Source organism: Streptomyces sp. NBC_00536 (assembly GCF_036346295.1).
Lineage (GTDB): Bacteria > Actinomycetota > Actinomycetes > Streptomycetales > Streptomycetaceae > Streptomyces.
The window spans coordinates 3455075-3474126 of the sequence record NZ_CP107819.1; the positions used below are offsets into that span (position 1 = coordinate 3455075).

General features: G+C 70.3%; 17 protein-coding genes. 6 read left to right on the forward strand and 11 right to left on the reverse strand.

All coding sequences use genetic code 11. The features are described from left to right. Positions 1–10: 10 nt before the first annotated feature. The 4 genes from OHS33_RS14980 to OHS33_RS14995 all read left to right on the forward strand — a co-directional run bounded on the left by OHS33_RS14980 (position 11) and on the right by OHS33_RS14995 (position 4656). On the forward strand, positions 11–1540 hold the full coding sequence (locus OHS33_RS14980) for a potassium/proton antiporter (RefSeq protein WP_330335063.1): 1530 nt from the start codon (positions 11–13) through the stop codon (positions 1538–1540). A 356-nt stretch (positions 1541–1896) separates the two neighbouring features. Beyond that, on the forward strand, positions 1897–3267 hold the full coding sequence (locus tag OHS33_RS14985; protein ID WP_330330893.1) for an MFS transporter: 1371 nt from the start codon (positions 1897–1899) through the stop codon (positions 3265–3267). A gap of 67 nt (positions 3268–3334) precedes the next feature. Next, complete coding sequence (locus OHS33_RS14990; protein WP_330330894.1) at positions 3335–3679, forward strand: FmdB family zinc ribbon protein; 345 nt, start codon at positions 3335–3337, stop codon at positions 3677–3679. A gap of 143 nt (positions 3680–3822) precedes the next feature. Then, on the forward strand, positions 3823–4656 hold the full coding sequence (locus OHS33_RS14995) for an S-methyl-5'-thioadenosine phosphorylase (protein WP_330330895.1): 834 nt from the start codon (positions 3823–3825) through the stop codon (positions 4654–4656). 39 nt (positions 4657–4695) lie between these two features. Here OHS33_RS14995 and OHS33_RS15000 read toward each other — a convergent pair whose 3' ends face one another. After that, complete coding sequence (locus OHS33_RS15000; RefSeq protein WP_330330896.1) at positions 4696–5550, reverse strand: alpha/beta fold hydrolase; 855 nt, start codon at positions 5548–5550, stop codon at positions 4696–4698. Positions 5551–6113: 563 nt separating this feature from the next. On the opposite strand from OHS33_RS15000, the gene OHS33_RS15005 reads away from it, so the two are divergent. After that, positions 6114–6500, forward strand: a complete 387-nt coding sequence (locus OHS33_RS15005) for a hypothetical protein (RefSeq protein ID WP_330330897.1) — start codon at positions 6114–6116, stop codon at positions 6498–6500. Positions 6501–6635: 135 nt separating this feature from the next. Next, positions 6636–7124, forward strand: coding sequence for a large conductance mechanosensitive channel protein MscL (gene mscL / locus OHS33_RS15010; protein ID WP_330330898.1), 489 nt, complete (start codon positions 6636–6638; stop codon positions 7122–7124). A 1-nt stretch (position 7125) separates the two neighbouring features. Here mscL and OHS33_RS15015 read toward each other — a convergent pair whose 3' ends face one another. The 10 genes from OHS33_RS15015 to OHS33_RS15060 form a co-directional block, all read right to left on the reverse strand. Further along, positions 7126–7326 (reverse strand): hypothetical protein, encoded by a 201-nt coding sequence (locus OHS33_RS15015; protein WP_330330899.1) that lies wholly within the window; start codon positions 7324–7326, stop codon positions 7126–7128. Between the two features lie 31 nt (positions 7327–7357). Next, positions 7358–8785, reverse strand: a complete 1428-nt coding sequence (locus OHS33_RS15020) for a NarK family nitrate/nitrite MFS transporter (RefSeq protein WP_330330900.1) — start codon at positions 8783–8785, stop codon at positions 7358–7360. Between the two features lie 2 nt (positions 8786–8787). Beyond that, a complete protein-coding gene (locus tag OHS33_RS15025) occupies positions 8788–9156 on the reverse strand; it encodes a DUF6755 family protein (protein ID WP_330330901.1) in 369 nt (122 codons plus the stop codon). Further along, entirely contained in the window at positions 9153–9836 is a 684-nt protein-coding gene (locus OHS33_RS15030; protein ID WP_330330902.1) for a QcrA and Rieske domain-containing protein, read from the reverse strand. Before OHS33_RS15030 ends, OHS33_RS15025 begins: the two co-directional genes overlap by 4 nt. Next, positions 9833–10432 carry a 4Fe-4S dicluster domain-containing protein gene (locus OHS33_RS15035; RefSeq protein ID WP_330330903.1) on the reverse strand — a complete coding sequence of 200 codons (600 nt, stop codon included), beginning with the start codon at positions 10430–10432 and terminating at the stop codon, positions 9833–9835. Before OHS33_RS15035 ends, OHS33_RS15030 begins: the two co-directional genes overlap by 4 nt. A 7-nt stretch (positions 10433–10439) precedes the next feature. After that, a complete protein-coding gene (locus tag OHS33_RS15040; RefSeq protein WP_330330904.1) occupies positions 10440–12740 on the reverse strand; it encodes a molybdopterin oxidoreductase family protein in 2301 nt (766 codons plus the stop codon). After that, on the reverse strand, positions 12737–13852 hold the full coding sequence (locus OHS33_RS15045) for an MFS transporter (protein WP_330330905.1): 1116 nt from the start codon (positions 13850–13852) through the stop codon (positions 12737–12739). Before OHS33_RS15045 ends, OHS33_RS15040 begins: the two co-directional genes overlap by 4 nt. A gap of 121 nt (positions 13853–13973) precedes the next feature. Next, entirely contained in the window at positions 13974–14801 is an 828-nt protein-coding gene (gene pflA / locus OHS33_RS15050; protein ID WP_330330906.1) for a pyruvate formate-lyase-activating protein, read from the reverse strand. A 95-nt stretch (positions 14802–14896) separates the two neighbouring features. Then, complete coding sequence (gene pflB / locus OHS33_RS15055) at positions 14897–17167, reverse strand: formate C-acetyltransferase (protein WP_330330907.1); 2271 nt, start codon at positions 17165–17167, stop codon at positions 14897–14899. Between the two features lie 297 nt (positions 17168–17464). Then, positions 17465–18886, reverse strand: coding sequence for a NarK family nitrate/nitrite MFS transporter (locus tag OHS33_RS15060; protein ID WP_330330908.1), 1422 nt, complete (start codon positions 18884–18886; stop codon positions 17465–17467). Between the last annotated feature and the right edge of the window lie 166 nt (positions 18887–19052).

Sequence of the window (19052 nt, forward strand, 5' to 3'; positions counted from 1 at the left end):
GGATCGCCCGCTGAATGTCCACCAGCTCAATGAGCTTCTGCTGGTCTGCTCGCTCGTGCTGCTCATCGCCGTCGCGGCGGTGCGCATCTCCTCGCGCAGCGGGCTCCCCAGTCTGCTCATTTACCTCGGCATAGGCATAGCGATAGGCCAGGACGGCATAGGCAACGTCGTCTTCGACAACGCCGAACTGACCCAGGTCATCGGCTACGCGGCCCTCGTGGTGATCCTCGCCGAGGGTGGTCTGGGCACGAAGTGGAAAGAGATCAAACCGGCCCTGCCCGCCGCGATCGTGCTCTCGCTCGTCGGAGTCGCGGTCAGCGTGGGCGTCACGGCCGCCGGGGCGCACTATCTGGTGGGGCTGGAGTGGCGCCAGGCGCTGCTGATCGGAGCGGTCGTCTCCTCGACGGACGCCGCCGCCGTCTTCTCCGTCCTGCGCAAGGTGCCGCTGCCCGCGCGGGTGACCGGCGTACTGGAAGCCGAGTCCGGCTTCAACGACGCTCCCGTGGTGATCCTCGTCGTGGCCTTCGCCGCGGCCGGTCCGGTGGACGACTGGTACGTCCTGGTCGGGAAAATAGCCCTGGAACTCGCCATCGGCGTCGCGATCGGCCTGACCGTGGGGTTCGTGGGCGCGTACGGCCTGCGGCACGTGGCACTGCCCGCCTCCGGCCTCTACCCGATCGCGGTCATGGCGATCGCCGTGACCGCCTACGCGGCGGGCGCGATGGCCCACGGCTCCGGCTTCCTCGCCGTCTACCTGGCGGCGATGGTGCTCGGGAACGCGAAGCTCCCCCACTGGCCCGCCACCCGCGGCTTCGCGGACGGGCTCGGCTGGATCGCCCAGATCGGCATGTTCGTCCTGCTCGGCCTGCTGGTCACCCCGCACGACCTGGTCCACGACTTCTGGCCCGCCGTGATCATCGGACTGGTGCTGACCATGGTGGCGCGGCCCCTGGAGGTCTTCCTCAGCCTGCTGCCCTTCCGGGTGCCCTGGCAGGAGCAGGCCCTGATGTCCTGGGCGGGCCTGCGCGGCGCCGTCCCCATCATCCTGGCGACCATCCCGATGGTGACCGGGATCGAGGGCAGCGACCGGGTCTTCAACATCGTCTTCGTGCTGGTCGTCGTCTACACCCTGGTCCAGGGGCCGACGCTGCCGTGGCTGGCGCGCAAGCTCAAGCTCGGCGACCAGGCACCGGGGGCGGCCGACCTCGGGATCGAATCGGCGCCGCTGGAGCGGCTGCGCGGCCACCTCCTGTCCTTCGGGATCCCCGAGGGCTCGCGGATGAGCGGGGTCGAGGTCAGCGAGCTGCGGCTGCCGGCCGGGGCCGCCGTGACGCTGGTGGTGCGGGACGCGAAGAGCTTCGTACCGCTTCCGGCGACCGTGCTGCGGCGCGGGGACGAGCTGCTGGTGGTGACGACCGATCCGGTACGGGACGCCACGGAGGCCCGGCTGCGGGCGGTGGCCCGGGGCGGCAAGCTGGCGGGCTGGCTGGGGACGGGCGGGGCGACGGCCGTCACGCACCGGGGACCCCGCGAGGGGTAGAAATAAGACAGGTTCGATGCCTGGTGGCTCGTTCTGCCCTGTTTTCATGGGTACCGGAAGACGAAGTTCCCGTTAATCGCAGGTGAAGTCATGCGATGTCGCCACAATCACAGGGCCTGGTGGGCCGAAACCCTGTAGCATGAAGGCACACCATATCGAACCAACTCTGTCTGACGCAGAGCTGGCGCGACCGCTCGGCGGCCGTGGCACCCTCCCGCAGTGGGCGCCCAGGTATCACTCGGTTCGGCGCAAGAGGACAGCTCTCGGGGCTCCCACATGTACGGGTGCGACTCGCTCACAAGGCGGTGCACCGTCCGCAGTCGGGGAGTTCTACCAGGCAGCGGAAAGGCAAGGCCGTGACATCCGCGGTCACGACCGACACGTCCCGCCCCGGCTACGGCCGGCTCCTGCGCACCCCCGGTGCCCTCAGCTTCCTGATCCCCGGCTTCGCCGCCCGGCAGCCCTTCGCGATGCTGACCATCGGCATCGTCCTGCTCGTCCAGCACACCACCGGCTCCTTCGGTGACGCGGGCATCGTCGCCACCGTCACCGGCATCTCGATGGCCCTGTTCGCCTCGCAGACCGGCAAGCTCGCCGACCGCCGCGGCCAGAGCGCCGTCCTGGTCCCCATCGTCATCGTGCACGCCGCGTCCGTCGTCGGGCTGACCCTGCTCGCCCTCGCGGGCGCTCCGCTGTGGGCGCTCGCGCTGGCCGCCGTCCCCGCCGGTGCCTCGGTGCCGCAGGTCGGACCGATGGTCCGGGCCCGCTGGGCCGCCAAGCTCGAAGGCTCGCCGCTGCTGTCGACGGCCGCCGCGTGGGAGTCCGTCACCGACGAGCTGACCTTCGTCGTCGGCCCGGTGCTCGCGACCTTCCTGTGCACCACGGTCCACCCCTCGGCCGGTCTGCTCACCGAGGCGGGCCTGACCCTCATCGGCGGCCTGCTGTTCGCCGCGCAGCGCGGCACCCAGCCGAAGCCGGTACCCCGCCTCGCGGGCGGCGAGAAGCACGCCTCGGCGCTGTCCTTCCCCGGTCTGCGCGTCCTGATCGTCGCCTTCGTCGGCATCGGCGCCGTCTTCGGCGGCATGCTGATCTCGCTCGCCGCGTTCTCCGAGGAGATCGGCAACCCGGGCGCGAACGGCCTGCTCTACGGCATCTTCGCGGGCGGCAACATGATCGCGGGCATCGCCTGCGGCACCATCGCCTGGAAGATCGGCCCGCGCCGCCGCCTGATCCTCGGCTACGTCGGCCTCACCGCCGCCGCGTCGGTGCTGTGGACCGTGAACTCCGTGTTCCTGCTCGGCGCGCTCGGCCTGGTCGTCGGCCTGTGCATCGCCCCGGCCCTGATCACCGGCTACACGATGATCGAGCAGCTGGTCCCGGCCGCCTCGCGGACCGAGGCCTTCACCGCGCTGACCGGTGCGGTCGCCTTCGGGCAGGCCGCCGCGGTCACCGTCGCGGGCCGGCTGACCGACGCCCACGGGGCCTCGTACGGCTTCCTGGTCCCGGCGGCCGCCACCGCGCTGGCGCTGCTCACCCTGCTGGCGCTGCGCTCCAAGCTGGCGCCGAAGGCTCCGAGCCGGGTCATCAGCTCGTCGCAGGAGCCCGCGCACTCGTCGCAGGAGCCGTCGACCCCGGCCGGGCGCCCGTCGAAGGGGGCCGCTCCGGCGGCTACCGTGCGGGCGAATGAGCGTGTCGTGGGTCACCGCGTACCGGTGACGGTGGACTGATCCGCCGGAATACGTCACCATGGAACGTCGTTAGCACTCATTGAGTGAGAGTGCCAGGAGGAAATTCGTGCCGACCTACCAGTACCAGTGCACCGAGTGCGGTGAGGGCCTTGAGGCCGTGCAGAAGTTCACCGATGACGCGCTGACCGTGTGCCCGAGCTGTGACGGACGCCTGAAGAAGGTGTTCTCCGCGGTCGGCATCGTCTTCAAGGGCTCCGGTTTCTACCGGAACGACAGCCGCGGCTCCTCGTCGAGCAGCTCGCCGGCGTCCAAGCCCGCGTCCACGACGACCGCGTCCGCCCCGGCGGCTTCGTCGTCGTCCTCGGCGTCGTCCTCCTCGTCCTCGTCCTCTTCGGCGTCCTCGTCGTCGAGCGGTTCGTCGAGCAGCAGCGGCAGCACCTCGGCCGCCTGACGCTCCGCGTTCCGTCCGCTCTGCCCGTTCTGCCCGTTTCTTGCTTCGCGAAAGGCCCCGCACCGGTCACACCGGCGGCGGGGCCTTTGGCATGATCGTGACCGCTCGGCCGGCGCCGGGAGGCCCCGGTTAGGGTGGGGGCCATGGCGAACGCAGAGATCGGTGTCATTGGCGGCTCGGGCTTCTACTCCTTCCTGGAGGACGTCTCCGAGATCGAGGTGGACACCCCGTACGGCAAGCCCAGCGACTCCCTCTTCCTCGGTGAGCTGGCCGGGCGCCAGGTCGCGTTCCTGCCCCGCCACGGCCGTGGCCACAAGGTCCCGCCGAACAAGATCAACTACCGCGCCAACCTCTGGGCCCTGCGCTCGGTGGGCGTCCGCCAGGTGTTCGGCCCCTGCGCGGTGGGCGGCCTGCGCCCCGAGTACGGACCGGGCACCCTGCTCGTCCCCGACCAGCTGGTCGACCGTACGAAGTCCCGCGCCCAGACCTACTTCGACGGCGAGCCCCTCCCGGACGGCACGGTCCCGAACGTCGTCCACACCACCTTCGCCGACCCCTACTGCCCGGTGGGCCGCGCGGCCGCCCTGGCCGCGGCGCGCGGCCGGGACTGGGAACCGGTGGACGGCGGCACCATGGTCGTCATCGAGGGCCCCCGCTTCTCGACCCGCGCCGAATCCCGCTGGCACGCGGCGGCGGGCTGGTCCGTGGTCGGCATGACGGGCCACCCCGAGGCCGTCCTCGCCCGCGAGCTGGGCCTCTGCTACTCCTCGATCGCCCTGGTCACGGACCTGGACGCGGGCGCGGAGACGGGCGAGGGGGTCTCCCACACCGAGGTCCTGCGCGTCTTCGGCGAGAACGTCGGCCGCCTGCGCGAGGTCCTCTTCGACGCGGTCGCCGCCCTTCCGGCGACGGAATCGCGCGACTGCCTGTGCACGCACGCGCACGACGGCTGGGACCTGGGGATCGAACTGCCGTAACGCGGCGTGGCGGCGGCTCGGCACCGGGGCTCCCTGGTGTCAGCCGGCCCGCAGGGTCTCGGTGAGGCGGACCGCGAATTCCTTCGGGTACGCGAGGAATCCGCCGTGATCGCCCGGGAATTCGGTCGCGGCGGAGCCCAGGCGGGTGGCCAGGGCGAGCGCCGTCCGGTGCGCCAGCTGCCCCCGGGAGTCCGCGCCGACGCCGACGACGAGGCGGCTGGAATCCGCGGCCAGGGCGGCGACGTCGGGCCGGTAGGCGATGGTGCCGCGCAGCTCGTGGTCGAAGAACCGGGCGCTGTTGGCCAGGTCCTGGGCGGACGGCCCGACGGGCGCGGCCGCGGGGTCCCGCGAGGGCTGTACGCCGCCCGGGGCCACGGGTTCGTCGATACCCGCCATGGCGAGGAACCTGCCGAAGGCCGCCCCCGCGCCCTCGCGGTGGAAGACGCCGATGACCTCCTCGGCCTCGGCACGCAGCTCGGCGGCATCGGGGAGCAGCTCCACCAGTGGGGGCTCGTGCGCGACGAGGGTCCGCACCCGCCCCGGGTGGCGGGCGATGAGCGCGAGGCCGGTGATGGCGCCGCCGCTGCTGCCGAACACGTCGGCGCTGTCGGCACCCAGCGCGTCCAGGACGACGGCGACGTCATCGGCGCGCAGGTCCGGGGTGGAGTCCTGGAGCGGGTCGTCGAGGACGCTGCCTGAGATGCCGCGCGGGTCGAGGGTGACGACGGTGTGGTCGACGGCGAGTACGTCGGCGACCGCACCGAAGGCCGCGGCGTCCATCGGCGCCCCCAGGAGCAGGAGCAGCGGTCCGGCGCCGCGCACCTCGTAGTGCAGGCGTACGCCGGGCACCTGGAGGGTGTGGGGCCGGGGGGTGTGGTCGTCGGTGCGGGTCATGGCGGGCTCCTTCGCTGGGCGGGCGGCCACGGGGCCACTGTGGCGCATGGGCACAGGTAAGACCGTGGGGTACGCAAAAACTCATCGGTCGACTCGGTCGACGGCGAAATGGCGGCCCTGGTCGGCTCGATCGCTCGTGTGGGTGACGGGGTTGTCCACAACCTGGGGACCGTCCACAGGCCGGAGCGGGATCCGGGAGGGCGGGGGATCGTGAGGGAAGTCCGGGCAAGGCGCCCGGGGTTCACCTGACGAAGGGTGTGGTGGGCATGTCCGGTTCCTCTTCTTCCTCCTCTGCTCGTTCTTCTTCCGGCCGGCCTCCCGGCCGGTTTCCCGGTCGGGTTTCCAGCCGGTCTGCCGGCCGACCTCCCGGTCTCTCCTCCAGCCGGTCTGCCGATGCCGCTTCCGGTAGCCCATCCGCTTCCGGCTCCTCCCCCGGCTCCGCCGCCCGGGCCGCTGTCGCCTGCGGGCGCGCGCACACCGTTCCGGATTTCGCCCCGCTCCGGGTGGGCCGGAGCGGGGACCGGCTGCGCAGGGCGGTGCGGCGCAGGCGGCGGGTGGTGGGCGTGGGGCTGGCGGTGGCGGCGGCCGCGCTGGCCGCTGCCGCCGGGACCGAGGCACAGGCTTCGCGGGGCGCGCCGCCCCCGCCGCCCCCGGTGAGGGTGGCTGCCGGGCAGCCCCGGCCCGCCCCGCTGGTGTCGGCGCCCGTGCGGATCGCGGACGCGGCGACGGTGCGGCTGCTGCGGGTCGGGGACCGGGTGGACGTGGTGGCGGCGGAGCGGGACGGTCCGCCGCGGGTGCTGGCGGAGACGGCCCGGGTCGCCGAAGTACCGGCTCCCGACAAGGGGGTTGGGGACGGCGGGGCCCTGGTGGTCCTGTCCGTGCCCCGGGACACCGCACGGGCTCTCGTGGGGGCGGGCACCGTGACACGCCTGGCGGTGACGTTGTGCTGACTCGCACGCCGACTCGCACGCACGCGCGGTCAAGTCACCTGAAGGTGTGCGCCGATTGGACACGCCGGGCCCGGACTGCCGTAGCTTTCGGAACCGTTGACTCCGAGTGCAGTACGAGCGAAATGAGATGCAGTGGTGAGCGAGAAGAAGACCGGCCTCCTGGCAGGCTTCAAGGCCTTCCTGATGCGCGGCAACGTGGTCGACCTCGCGGTGGCCGTGGTCATCGGCGCGGCGTTCACGAACATCGTGAACTCGGTGGTCAAGGGGATCATCAGCCCACTGGTCGGCGCGATCGGCACCAAGGACCTGGACAAGTACTCGTCCTGCCTGAAGAGCCCCTGCGAGACGAACGCCACGGGCGAGGTCGTGTCCGGCATCCCGATCATGTGGGGCTCGGTGCTGAACGCGACGCTGAGCTTCGTGATCACCGCCGCCGTCGTCTACTTCCTGATGGTGCTGCCGATGGCGAAGTACCTCGCCAAGCAGGAGCAGCGGCGCAAGGCGAAGGAAGGCGTCCAGGAGACCATGGAGATCACCGAGCTGGTGGTCCTCAAGGAGATCCGCGACGCCCTCGTCGCCCAGCGCAACGCGGGCCCGGGCGGCCCGGGGGGCGCCTCGGCCTGACTCAGATGTGGTGCGGCGGCTTCTCGTCGAGGAAGCGGGCCAGATCGGCCGCGCTGTCCGCGGCGGGCGGCCGTTCGCCCCAGCCCCGGTCCGTGTCGTCCGAGGACTGCCGGTCCAGCGGGTCGTCGAAGTCCAGCTTCGGCCTGGGCCGGGTCCCGGCGGGCTGGGACGACTGCGGGCCGGAGGCGGGGGCGGTGCTCATGCCTCAAGGGTACGGCCGCCCCCGCGGCGGGTCAGCTGGGAGCCTCGGCGCCCTTGCGGGCGTAGAACCACCAGCAGACGGCCAGGCAGGTCGCATAGAACCCGATGAAGATCCACAGGGCGGTCGTCACCTGGAGGTTCGCGAACATCGCCGGGATGAAGAAGAAGCCGTAGGCGGCGATCGCGGAGGAGAAGCCGGTGACGGCACCCGCCTCCATCTCGGACTGCTTGAGGGCGGCGGCCTGCGCCTCGGGGCCCTGCCCCGCGGCCTGCTTCGCGTGCTGGTCCCGGAAGATCACCGGGATCTGCCGGAAGGTCGAGCCGTTGCCCAGGCCGGAGAAGAAGAAGGCCACCAGGAAGCCGATGAAGAAGGTCCAGAAGCTCCCCTGGTCGCCGCCGGACGGCAGCGCGAAGATCACCACGACCAGCGCGGCCGCCATGCCGACGAAGGAGAGCATGGTGACCCTGGCGCCGCCCATCTTGTCGGAGAGCCAGCCGCCGGCCCACCGCATGATCGCGCCGACGAAGGGGCCGATCCAGGCATAGGTGGTGGCCTGGTAGCCCTGGGTCTCGAAGTTGTTCTTGATGAGCAGCGGCAGGCCCGCGGCGAATCCGATGAAGGATCCGAAGGTGCCGACGTAGAGCCAGGTCATCAGCCAGTTGTGCTTGCGCTTGAAGATGATCTTCTGCTGGCTGAACGGGGCGGCGGCCACCTTGAGGTCGTTCATCAGGAACCACGCGAGCAGCGCCATGATGACCAGCAGCGGCACCCAGAGGAACGCGCCGTTCTGGAGCCAGATGTCGGTGTTCTTCTTGGCGTCGTGCTGCGGGCCGCCCGCGGGCGCGCCGAGGACGGCCGCGGTGACCACCAGCGGCGCGACCAGCTGGACCACGCTGACGCCGAGATTGCCCAGGCCGCCGTTGAGGCCGTTGGCGCTGCCCTTCTCCCGTTTGGGGAAGAAGAAGCCGATGTTGGCCATCGAGGACGCGAAGTTGGCGCCGCCGATGCCGCAGACGGCCGCGATCAGGGCCAGCTCCCAGTACGGCGTGCCGGTGTCCTGGAGCGCGAAGCCCAGCCAGAGCATCGGGCCCACGAGCACCAGCGTGCTGAGCGCGGTGAACTTCCGTTCGCCGAAGATCGGCCCGATGAAGGTGTACAGGATCCGGAAGGTGCCGCCGGTGATGCCGGGGATCGCGGTCAGCCAGAACAGCTGCGACTTGGAGAAGCCGAAGCCGACGTCGTTCAGCTTGACGACGGTGACCGACCAGACCTGCCAGACCACGAAGCCGAGCATCAGCGCGGGGACCGAGATCCACAGGTTGCGCTGGGCCACCTTGCGGCCGGTGGACTGCCAGAAACCGTCGTCCTCGGGACGCCAGTCCCCGATCGTGGAACCGGGCTTGTAGGTCTCGGCCCGGTGCGAACGGGGCGCCTGCGAGACGGGGGTGGGTATGGACATGGTCATCGGTCCTTCGGGTCGAGGATCCACAGACCCAGCACGACCAGGAAGGACAGGAACAGGAATCCCGCCCCCCACCAGGCCGTGTGGGTGTTTCCCTTCATCCATTCGTTGACGGTCACGGTCAGCGCCCAGAGCTGGCCGATCACCACGGTGAGGGCCAGTGCGAGACGGGCGTTGAGCTTCGAGGAGCGCTCCGGTTCCTGCTCGGTACCGGCTCCCGGGCCGGGGCCCGTGTGCCGGATCCGGGGGTCGCCGTAGCCGCTGGTGGCGCGGATCTGGGGGTAGCGCTCCCGGACCGGCCGGTTCAGCCGGGGCTGGGCGCTGCCCGGCCGGTACGCGGGCCGGGGAGGCAGCTGGGGCTCGCTCATGTCCGCCTGCTCTCGGTGGCGCGGGCCGCGCCCGGGCAGCCCAGGCGGGCGGCCATCTCGGGTCGGGCGTCGCCGAACTGCCGGCACAGGGCTTCCTTGGCCGGCTCCCCGGACCGGGCGGTGGCCACGGCCCAGACGCTTCCGTCGACCTCCTCGGTCAGGAAGACCTTGGGGAGCGGGCGGGGCGGCGGGCCCGCGGTGACCTCACCGGTGCGGGCGTCGAAGACGCCTTCGTGGCAGGGGCAGTACAGCTCCCCGTCGGCGCCGCGGTCCCCGCGCCACAGCACCGCGCAGGCCAGGTGGGTGCAGACGGCGGAGTAGCCGACGAGGCTGCCGTCCTTGAGGCGTACGGCGACCGCCCGGTCCTCGTCGCCGGGGAACCGGAAGGCGACGGACTCCCCCGGCGGGAGCAGGTCGGCGACCTTCTTGGCCGTGGGCAGCTTCTCGGCGTCGCCGTGCCGGTGCAGGATGCCCGCGGCCACGCCCACCCCGCCGATGGCCAGTCCGCCGGAGACGGTGGCGACGATCCGCAGGTAGTCGCGCCGGGTCGTCAGGGAGTCGGCGCTGATCCGGTCACGGAGCTGCTCGGCGGCGGCGTCCACCCCCGTATCGGAAGCGGAGCCGGGGCCGGGGCCCGGTTCGCCACCGGGGGCCGGAGCGGGCTGTTCGGTGACGCTCATCGGACATCCACTCCGTTGATCTCGACCACGGGGAGCCCGCCCGGGACGGGCCACTGCACCTTGTCGGCGGGGACGACCATCGCCACGCCGGTCTGGACGACCACGTCGCCGAAGACGAAGGAGTCGGCGACCTGGACGCCGGGACGCTCGGCCTGGAGTTCCTCCAAGGTGCCGTAGAACAGGGCACCGGTCGGGCAGACCGTGGCGCACATGGGGGCAAGGCCGTAGGCGGTGCGGTCGTAGCAGAGGTTGCACTTCATCTGCAGCTTCGCCTGGAGGTCGATCTTCGGGACGCCGAAGGGGCAGGCGTTGACGCAGTTGCTGCAGCCGATGCAGCGGGTGGTGTCGGCCTGCTGCACCACGCCGTCGGCGGTCACCAGGATCGCGTCGGCGGGACAGACCTCGGCGCAGGGCGCGACCGGGTCCTCACAGTGCATGCACACCGTGGGAAGGGAGGCGACGGACATGCCGGGGTCGGTGTAGTCCAGGTGGATCATCGATTTGCCGCGGTGCGAATCGCACTCGCGGCAGGCGGAGACACAGGCCTGGCAGCCGATGCAGCGCCCCGGGTCGATGAAGATCGTTCTGCCCATCATGGCGCGATCAGTTCCTCTCCGCCGTGCCGCGGCCCTGGGGGGCCGTGGGGGGCAGGGGGTCGGTACGGGACACCTGGGTCTCCGGGTAGGCCTCGTGACCGGGGGCCGTGGGCGGGGCGGGCACCTCGTCGACCCGCTCGGCGGACTCGATCCGGGCGGCGCAGACCTTGTACTCGGGGATCTTGGAGCGGGGGTCGAGGGCGTCGATGGTCAGGGCGTTCGCGGCCGTCGGGACGGGCCAGTGGTAGGGGATGAAGACGGTGTCCGGGCGGATCGCCTCGGTGACCAGGGCCGGGAAGACCTCGCTGCCCCGGCGGGTGATCACCCGGACCGGATCGCCGTTGCGGAAGCCGTGCGAGGGGTGGACCTCCACCCACGGGCGCGGGGTCTGCTCGACCAGGGCACCCAGGCGGCGGGTCTGGTTGCCGGAGAGGAAGTGCGCGACGGTGCGGCCGGTGGTGAGGGAGAGGGGGTACTCCTCGGTGTAGGCGTCCATTGGCGGATGCCATTCCACGACCTGCATGTGGACCTTCCCGTCGGGATGGAAGGTCGTGCCGCCCTCGAACAGCCGGGGGGTGCCCGGGTGGTCGGTGGAGGGGCAGGGCCAGGCGATCCCGCCGGTCTCCTCCAGCCGCTCGTAGGTGATCCCGTAGTAGTCGTTGACCGTGCCCGCGGAGGCGGTGCGCAGTTCCTCGAACACCTCGCGGGAGCCGGGGAAGTCGAACTTGTCGCCGACGCCGAGGCGGCGGGCCAGTTCGCACATCACCCAGGTGTCGGTGCGGACCCCGGCGGGCGGTTCCTGCGCCTTGTTGTGCTTGACGACGCGGGCCTCGGTGTTGGCCATGACGCCCTCGTCCTCGGCCCAGACGGTGACCGGGAAGACCACGTGCGCGTTGGCGGCGGTCTCGGAGAGGAAGAAGTCGAACTGTGCGTGGAATTCGAGGGTGTCGTAGCCCTCCTTGACCGTCCCGTAGTTGGGGAGGGAGACGAAGGGGTTGTTGCAGATGCCGATCAGCCCGCGGATCTCGCGCCGCTGCATCTGCCAGACCATCTCCATCATGGAGGTGCCGGCGAGCGGGAGTTCGGATTCCTCGATGCCCCAGATCGCGCAGATCTGGCGGCGGTGCTCCTCGTTCATGATCGAGCGGCCGCCGGGGAGGAGGTCGGACTTCTGGCCGTGTTCGCGGCCGCCCTGACCGTTGCCCTGGCCCGTGATGGTGCCGTATCCGGCGCCCGGTTTGCCGAGGTTCCCGGTGGCCGTGCAGAGGTTGATGATCGACAGGCAGTTCTCGACGCCCTGGGAGTGGTGCTCCACGCCGCGCGCGTGCATGGCCATCGCGTTCCCGGCGCCCGCGAACATCCGGGCCACCTGGACGATCTGGGAGGCGGGGATCCCGCAGATCTCGGCGGCGCGCGCGGGCGGGTACTGGGCGACGGTCGCCTTGACCTCCGCCCAGCCGGTGGTGTGGTCGGCGAGGAAGGCCTCGTCGGTCAGGCCCTCCTCGATCACCACGCCCAGGACGGCGTTGAAGAAGGCCGAGTCGGTGCCGGGCTTGAGGGCGACGTGCACGTCCGCGGTGCGCGCGACCGCCGTCTCGCGCGGGTCGACCACGATGAGGGAGGCCCCCCGGTCGCGGGCTCCCCACACGTACTGGGTCATCACGGGGAAGCACTCCCCCACGTTCGACCCGGCGATCAGCAGGCAGTCGGTGAGGAGGATGTCGGAGAAGGGGTTGCCCGCCCGGTCGATGCCGAAGGCGAGCTTGTTGGCCCCGGCCGCGCTGACCATGCACAGCCGGCCGTTGTAGTCGACGTGCCGGGTCTTCAGCGCGACCCGGGCGAACTTGCCGACCAGGTAGGTCTTCTCGGAGTACAGGCTGGCGCCGCCGAGCAGGCCGAAGGCGTCGTTGCCGTGGGCGCCCTGGATGCGCCGGACCTCGGCGACGGTGTGGTCCAGCGCCTCGTCCCAGGACACCTCCTTGAAGGGTTCGTCCCGGGAGCGGCGCATGAGCGGGGAGGTCAGCCGGTCGGGGTGGTTGACCTGCTGGTAGGCGTTGATGCCCTTGGGGCACAGGCGCATCCGGTTGATGTCGTGGTTGCGCGGCTCGACGCCGAAGACCTTGCCGCCCTTGTCGACGCGCAGGTACATCCCGCACTGCACGCCGCAGAAGCAGCAGTGGGTGGGGACGAGGGTCTCGCCGTTCTGGTCGGCGTGCCACTGGTCGGCGGGGATCCCGCCCGCGTCCCGGAAGTTGCGGGTTCCGGGCGGGGCGAGCGAAGGGTCGAGCGGGATGCGCTGCGTGCTCATTTGAAGCCCTTCTTGACGTGGTTGAGGTAGGCACCGCCGCGCAGCACCCGCTTGCAGCGGGGGCAGTATTCGGCCCAGGCGTCGAAGTCGAGCTTCAGGTCCTTCATCGTGCCGCGCAGGTTCTCGACGTACGGGGCGGTGTCCACGGGCTCTCCGCACCGCTTGCAGGCGAAGATCTCTTCGTCCTGGCGGGCGGTGTACTTGAAGAGCTGCATCCCGACGGCCGCGGGCCGCTGCACGATGTGGAAGAACTTCCCGAACGGGATGTAGATGAGGGTGAAGACCACCGAGACCATGTGCAGGATGGCCAGGAACTCGTAGCCGCCGCCGTGCAGGAAGATCGAGGAGAAGGTGAGCAGCAGCCCGGTCACCGAGATGACGATCAGCATGATCAGCGGGAGCAGGTCGTAGGCGAAGCGCTGCCCGGTGATGGCGCCGCGGTCCTTCATCCGCCGCCACAGGAAGTACGAGGCGCCGGGGATGACGAGGACGGCGGCGATGTCCAGGCCGTGGAACATCAGCCAGCCCAGGACGTTCAGCGCGTCGAAGCCGAGCACCTTGAAGCCCCAGATCCGCATCTCGTAGCCGGGGCCGGATCCGGTGCCGGAGGTGAAGGTGAACCAGCCCCAGGTCAGCGGGAAGGTGATCAGCGCGGCGAGGATGCAGCCCCAGAAGATCATCTGGTGGGCGGCCCAGCGGGCGTGCGAGCGGGCACCGAGGAACTTCTGGAAGCCTAGGTAGGTGGCGGTCATCTTCGGCAGGGCGGTGGGGGCCTTGCGGAAGTTCGCGGCCGAGAAGAGGCTGCCGAAGCCCTTCTTGAAGAGGCGGCGCGCGCCGGGGGCCGAGACCCAGACCGTGTAGCGGTAGGCCACGCCGAAGGCCAGGAAGACGGTGGCCACGGCGTACGGGAGCAGCGCGGAGTCGAAGTCGCGCAACAGTCTGCTGCCGAGCACGATCGCGGCGATCAGGAGCAGGGAGACCACCGCGCCCGTCAGGGTGGCCCGCGCGGTCACGGACCGCCCGGCCACGGGCCGCGCCCCCGGCCGCGGCTGCGGCGGGGGCGCCTCATCGGGTGGTGGCGCTGCGGCGAGTACTTCTGAGGGCTCGGGCACAGGACCACGCTAGGCCGTATGTACCGATTCAGCCCGCTATCGCCGCTCTTGTGTTGGGCCATTCGAGGAATGGGTCATTCGAGGAAACTGTCATCGCCCTGCCCTGGGGGGGGAGGGCGGATCAGACCGCCAGCAGCCCCCGTGCCGCGAAGATCTCCTTGGCGCGCGCGACCTGCCCGGCGGTGGGCGACGGCGTGTCGTGCAGCGAGAAGTTCATGTCCAGCGCCTCCCACTTGCTCTCGCCGAGCTTGTGGAAGGGCAGCACGTCGACCCGCGAGACGTTGCCGAGGCCCGCGGCGAAGGCCGCGACGCCCTCGATGTTCTCCCGCGCGTCGGTCAGCCCCGGCACCAGCACGAACCGCAGGAGCACCTCGTTGCCGAGGTCGGCGAGGCGGCGGGCGAAGTCGAGGGTGGGCTCCAGCGGGCGGCCGGTCACCTTCGTGTAGGTCTCCCGGTCCCAGGACTTGATGTCCAGCAGCACCAGGTCCACGTCGCGCAGCAGCGCGTCGGTGGCGCGGGCACCCAGGAACCCGGAGGTGTCCAGGGCGGTGTGCAGCCCGAGGTCGTGCTTCATCCGGTGCAGCAGCTCGCCCGCGAAGACCGGCTGGAGCAGCGGCTCGCCGCCGGAGATGGTGGCGCCGCCGCCGGAGGCGGTGATGAAGCGGGTGTACTTGCGCGCCTCGGCGATCACGTCGTCGGCCGAGGTCCGCTTGCCGCTGCGCATCCGCATGGTGTCGGGGTTGTGGCAGTAGAGGCAGGCCAGCGGGCAGCCCGCGAGGAAGGTGACGAACCGGGTGCCGGGACCGTCCACGCCCGTCGACAGGTCCCAGGAGTGGACGGAACCCTCGCTCGGCCGCTGGGTCGCGGCGGCGGCGGGCGTCTGCCCCGCACTGACGGGCACGGCGTTGGCGGCGCCGACGGGGATGTTCGTACCGAGCAGGACGGTCATGGCAGGTGCTCCAGATTCGAGGGGCTGATCTGGTGTGGGGCGGTCGCCGGGCGTCCGGCCGGATCCCGTGGGAGACCCGGCCGGACGGGCGGACCCTAAAGGGAGCCGTGGAACGTGCGGTTCAGCACGTCCAGCTGCTGGGCGCGGGTCAGCCGGACGAAGTTCACCGCGTACCCGCTGACGCGGATGGTCAGCTGCGGGTAGTTCTCCGGGTGCTCCATGGCGTCCATGAGCGTGTCGCGGTTGAGCACGTTCACGTTCATGTGGAAGCCGTCGCTGGCCATGTAGCCGTCGAGCACGCCCGCCAGGTTCTTGATCCGCTCCTCGGGGGTGCGGCCCAGGCCGTCGGGGGTGACCGTGTTGGTCAGCGAGATGCCGTCCTCGGCATCCTCGTACGGCAGCTTCGCGACCGACAGCGCGGAGGTGACGTAGCCGTGGGTGTCACGGCCGTTCATCGGGTTGGCACCCGGGGAGAACGGCTCGCCCGCGCGGCGTCCGTCCGGCGTGTTGCCGGTCTTCTTGCCGTAGACGACGTTCGAGGTGATGGTCAGCACCGACTGGGTGTGCTCGGCGTCGCGGTAGGTCGCGTGCCCCCGCACCTTCTTCATGAACTCCTCGACCAGCCACACCGCGATGTCGTCGACCCGGTCGTCGTTGTTGCCGAAGGCCGGGTACTCGCCCTCGATGGTGTAATCGGTGGCCAGACCCGTCTCGTCGCGCACCGGCGTGACCTTGGCGTACTTGATGGCGGCCAGCGAGTCGGCGGCGACCGAGAGCCCGGCGATGCCGCAGGCCATCGTGCGGCGCACGTCGCGGTCGTGGAGCGCCATCTCGATGCGCTCATAGGCGTACTTGTCGTGCATGTAGTGGATGACGTTCAGGGCGTGGACGTAGGTGTCGGCGAGCCATTCCATCTGCTCGTCGAACTTGGCCATGACCTGGTCGTAGTCGAGCACGTCGGAGGTGAGCGCGCCGGTCGAGGGGCCGACCTGGGCGCCGGACTTCTCGTCCCGGCCACCGTTGATCGCGTAGAGCAGCGTCTTGGCGAGGTTCACCCGGGCGCCGAAGAACTGCATCTGCTTGCCGACGGGCATCGCCGAGACGCAGCACGCGATGGCGGTGTCGTCGCCGAAGCGCGGACGCATCAGCTCGTCCGACTCGTACTGGACCGACGAGGTGTCGATCGAGACGCGGGCGCAGAACTCCTTGAAGCCCTGCGGCAGCCGCGGCGACCAGAAGACCGTCATGTTCGGCTCGGGCGCCGGACCGAGGTTGTACAGGGTCTGGAGGTAGCGGAAGGAGGACTTGGTGACCAGCGGACGGCCGTCCTCACCCATGCCCGCGATCGACTCGGTGACCCAGGTGGGGTCTCCGGAGAACAGCTCGTCGTAGTCCGGGGTGCGCAGGAAGCGCACGATGCGGAGCTTGATGATGAAGTCGTCGACCAGTTCCTGCGCCTGCTCCTCCGTCAGGAGGCCGGCCTCGATGTCGCGCTGCAGGAAGACGTCGATGAAGGTGGAGGTGCGGCCGAGCGACATGGCCGCGCCGTTCTGCTCCTTCACGGCGGCGAGGTAGGCGAAGTACAGCCACTGGATCGCCTCGCGGCCGGTGGTCGCCGGGCCGGAGATGTCGTGACCGTAGGAGGCGGCCATCGCCTTCAGTTCGGCGAGCGCGCGGATCTGCTCGGAGAGTTCCTCGCGGAGGCGGATCGTTTCCTCCAGCGAGCGGTTGCCCGCGGGGAGGGCATTGAGCTCCTCCTTCTCCTCCTTCTTCACCACGATGAGGCGGTCGACGCCGTAGAGGGCCACGCGGCGGTAGTCGCCGATGATGCGGCCGCGGCCGTAGGCGTCGGGCAGTCCGGTGACGATGCCCGCCTTGCGGGCGGCGCGGATCTCGGGGGTGTAGGCGTCGAAGACACCGGCGTTGTGGGTCTTGCGGTATTCGGTGAAGACCTTCTCCAGGTCCTCGGACACCGGGTAGCCGTAGGTCTCCAGGGCGCCGGCGACCATGCGCCAGCCGCCGTACGGCATGATCGCGCGCTTGAGCGGGGCGTCCGTCTGGAGGCCGACGATCAGGTCCTTGTCGCGGTCGATGTAGCCGGGGGCGTGCGCGGTGATCGTCGAGGGGATGTCGTGGGCGACGTCGTAGACGCCCTTCTCGCGCTCCTCCGGGAACTTGTCCGTGATCGCCTTCCACACGGCGGTGGTGCGCTCGGTCGGGCCGGCGAGGAAGGAATCGTCACCCTCGTACGGCGTGTAGTTCTGCTGGATGAAGTCGCGGACGTCGATGGCGTCGCGCCACAGGCCGCCCTTGAAGCCGTTCCAGGCTTCGCCGTTCTTCGTGGTTTCCGCAGGGGTGGCAGTCATTTCGCCCGCACCTTCCGAGTCGCCTCATTACTTGTATCCATTGCACGCCTTTTGATCGATCATTTGGCGCCGCGATGGTCCTGAGCTGGGGCCCGAAAGTCCCCTCATCCCCGGCTCCCAGGGTCCCGCATCCCGGCTGACCTGGCATTTTGAGCAGGCCAAAGGTCCGTCGTGCGCTTGTGAAAGCTTTCACAAGATTCTCGGAACCAGCGCCCGGGGCAACCCAGCCCCGCCGGCGCTTGAGGCGCGGGGTCTGGGGCGGAGCCCCAGGAACCCCGGGCAACCGGGAGCCGCCGGCTAGCTGGGCGCCTCCGCGCCCTTGCGGGCGTAGAAGTACCAGGCGACGACCACACAGCTGGCGTAGAAGGCCACGAAGCCCCACATCGCGCTGGTGACGGCGAAGTTCGCGAACATCGCCGGGATGAAGAAGAAGCCGTAGGCGGCGATCGCGGCGGTGAAACCGGTGACCGCGCCCGACTCGATCTCGGCCTGCTTGAGCGCGGCCGCGTACTGCGGGGTGCCCTCGGTGAGGCCCTTCAGGTGCTGGCCGCGGAAGATGACCGGGATCTGGCGGAAGGTCGAGCCGTTGCCGATGCCGGAGAAGAAGAACGCCGACAGGAAGCAGAAGAAGAAGCCGTAGAAGGAACCGGAGTCGGAACCCGCCGGGAGGAAGGTGATCACGCCGATGATCGAGGCCGCCATGCCCACGAAGGACAGGATCGTGACCCGCGCACCGCCCAGCTTGTCGGCGATCCAGCCGCCCGCCCACCGGGCCAGGGCGCCCAGGGCCGGGCCCATCCAGGCGTAGGTGGCGACCGAGTACGCCGGGAACGTGGTCTTGATCAGCAGCGGCAGGGCCGCCGCGAAGCCGATGAAGGAGCCGAAGGTGCCGACGTAGAGCCAGGTCATCACCCAGTTGTGCTTGCGCTTGAAGATGACCTTCTGCTGGCTGAAGGGGGTGGAGGCGACCTTCAGGTCGTTCTGGCCGAACCAGGCCACCACGGCCAGGACCACCAGGACGGGCACCCACACGAAGGCGGCGTTCTGGAGGTAGATCTCCGTCCCGTCGGCCTTCTTCTGGCCGGCGCCGATCGCCAGTACCGAGGAGGTGATGAGGATCGGGGTCAGCAGCTGCACCACGGACACGCCCAGGTTGCCCAGGCCGCCGTTGATGCCGGTCGCGTTGCCCTTCTCCTGCTTCGGGTAGAAGAAGCCGATGTTGGCCAGCGAGGAGGAGAAGTTGGCGCCGCCGATGCCGCAGAGGGCGGCGATCGCGACCATCGTGGTGTAGGAGGTCGCCGGGTCCTGGACCGCGAAGCCCAGCCAGATCAGCGGCACGATGAGGACGATGGTGGAGAGCGCCGTGAAGCGGCGCTGGCCGATCATCGGGCCGAGGAAGGTGTAGAAGATGCGGGCGGTACCGCCCGTGATGCCCGGGACCGCCGTCAGCCAGAACAGCTGCGACTGGCTGAAGCCGAAGCCGACGTCCTTGAGGTTGGTGGCCGTGATGCTCCACACCTGCCAGACGACGAAGGCGACCAGCAGCGCCGGAACCGCGATCCACAGGTTGCGGGTGGCGACCTTCTTGCCCGTGGACCGCCAGAAGGAGGGATCCTCCGGGGTCCATTCGGTGATGGTGCGGCCGGGCCGGTACTGCGCCGGGTCGGGCGCGAGCGCGCGGCCGGTCGCCGAGGGCGCATCCTGGGTGGCGGAACTCATGGCGTGTCCTGAACGTTGAGAACTGGTACTGAGGGTCCTGACGTATCCAGGGTCCGCCCGCGACCCTGCCCCGCGTCAGGGGAGAACGTCGTGTGGGCGACAGGACAAGGTCCCATCGCCCACAGTGCGTTGGTCGTGCTCCCGCGGTGCCTTGCGGCCGGTGAGG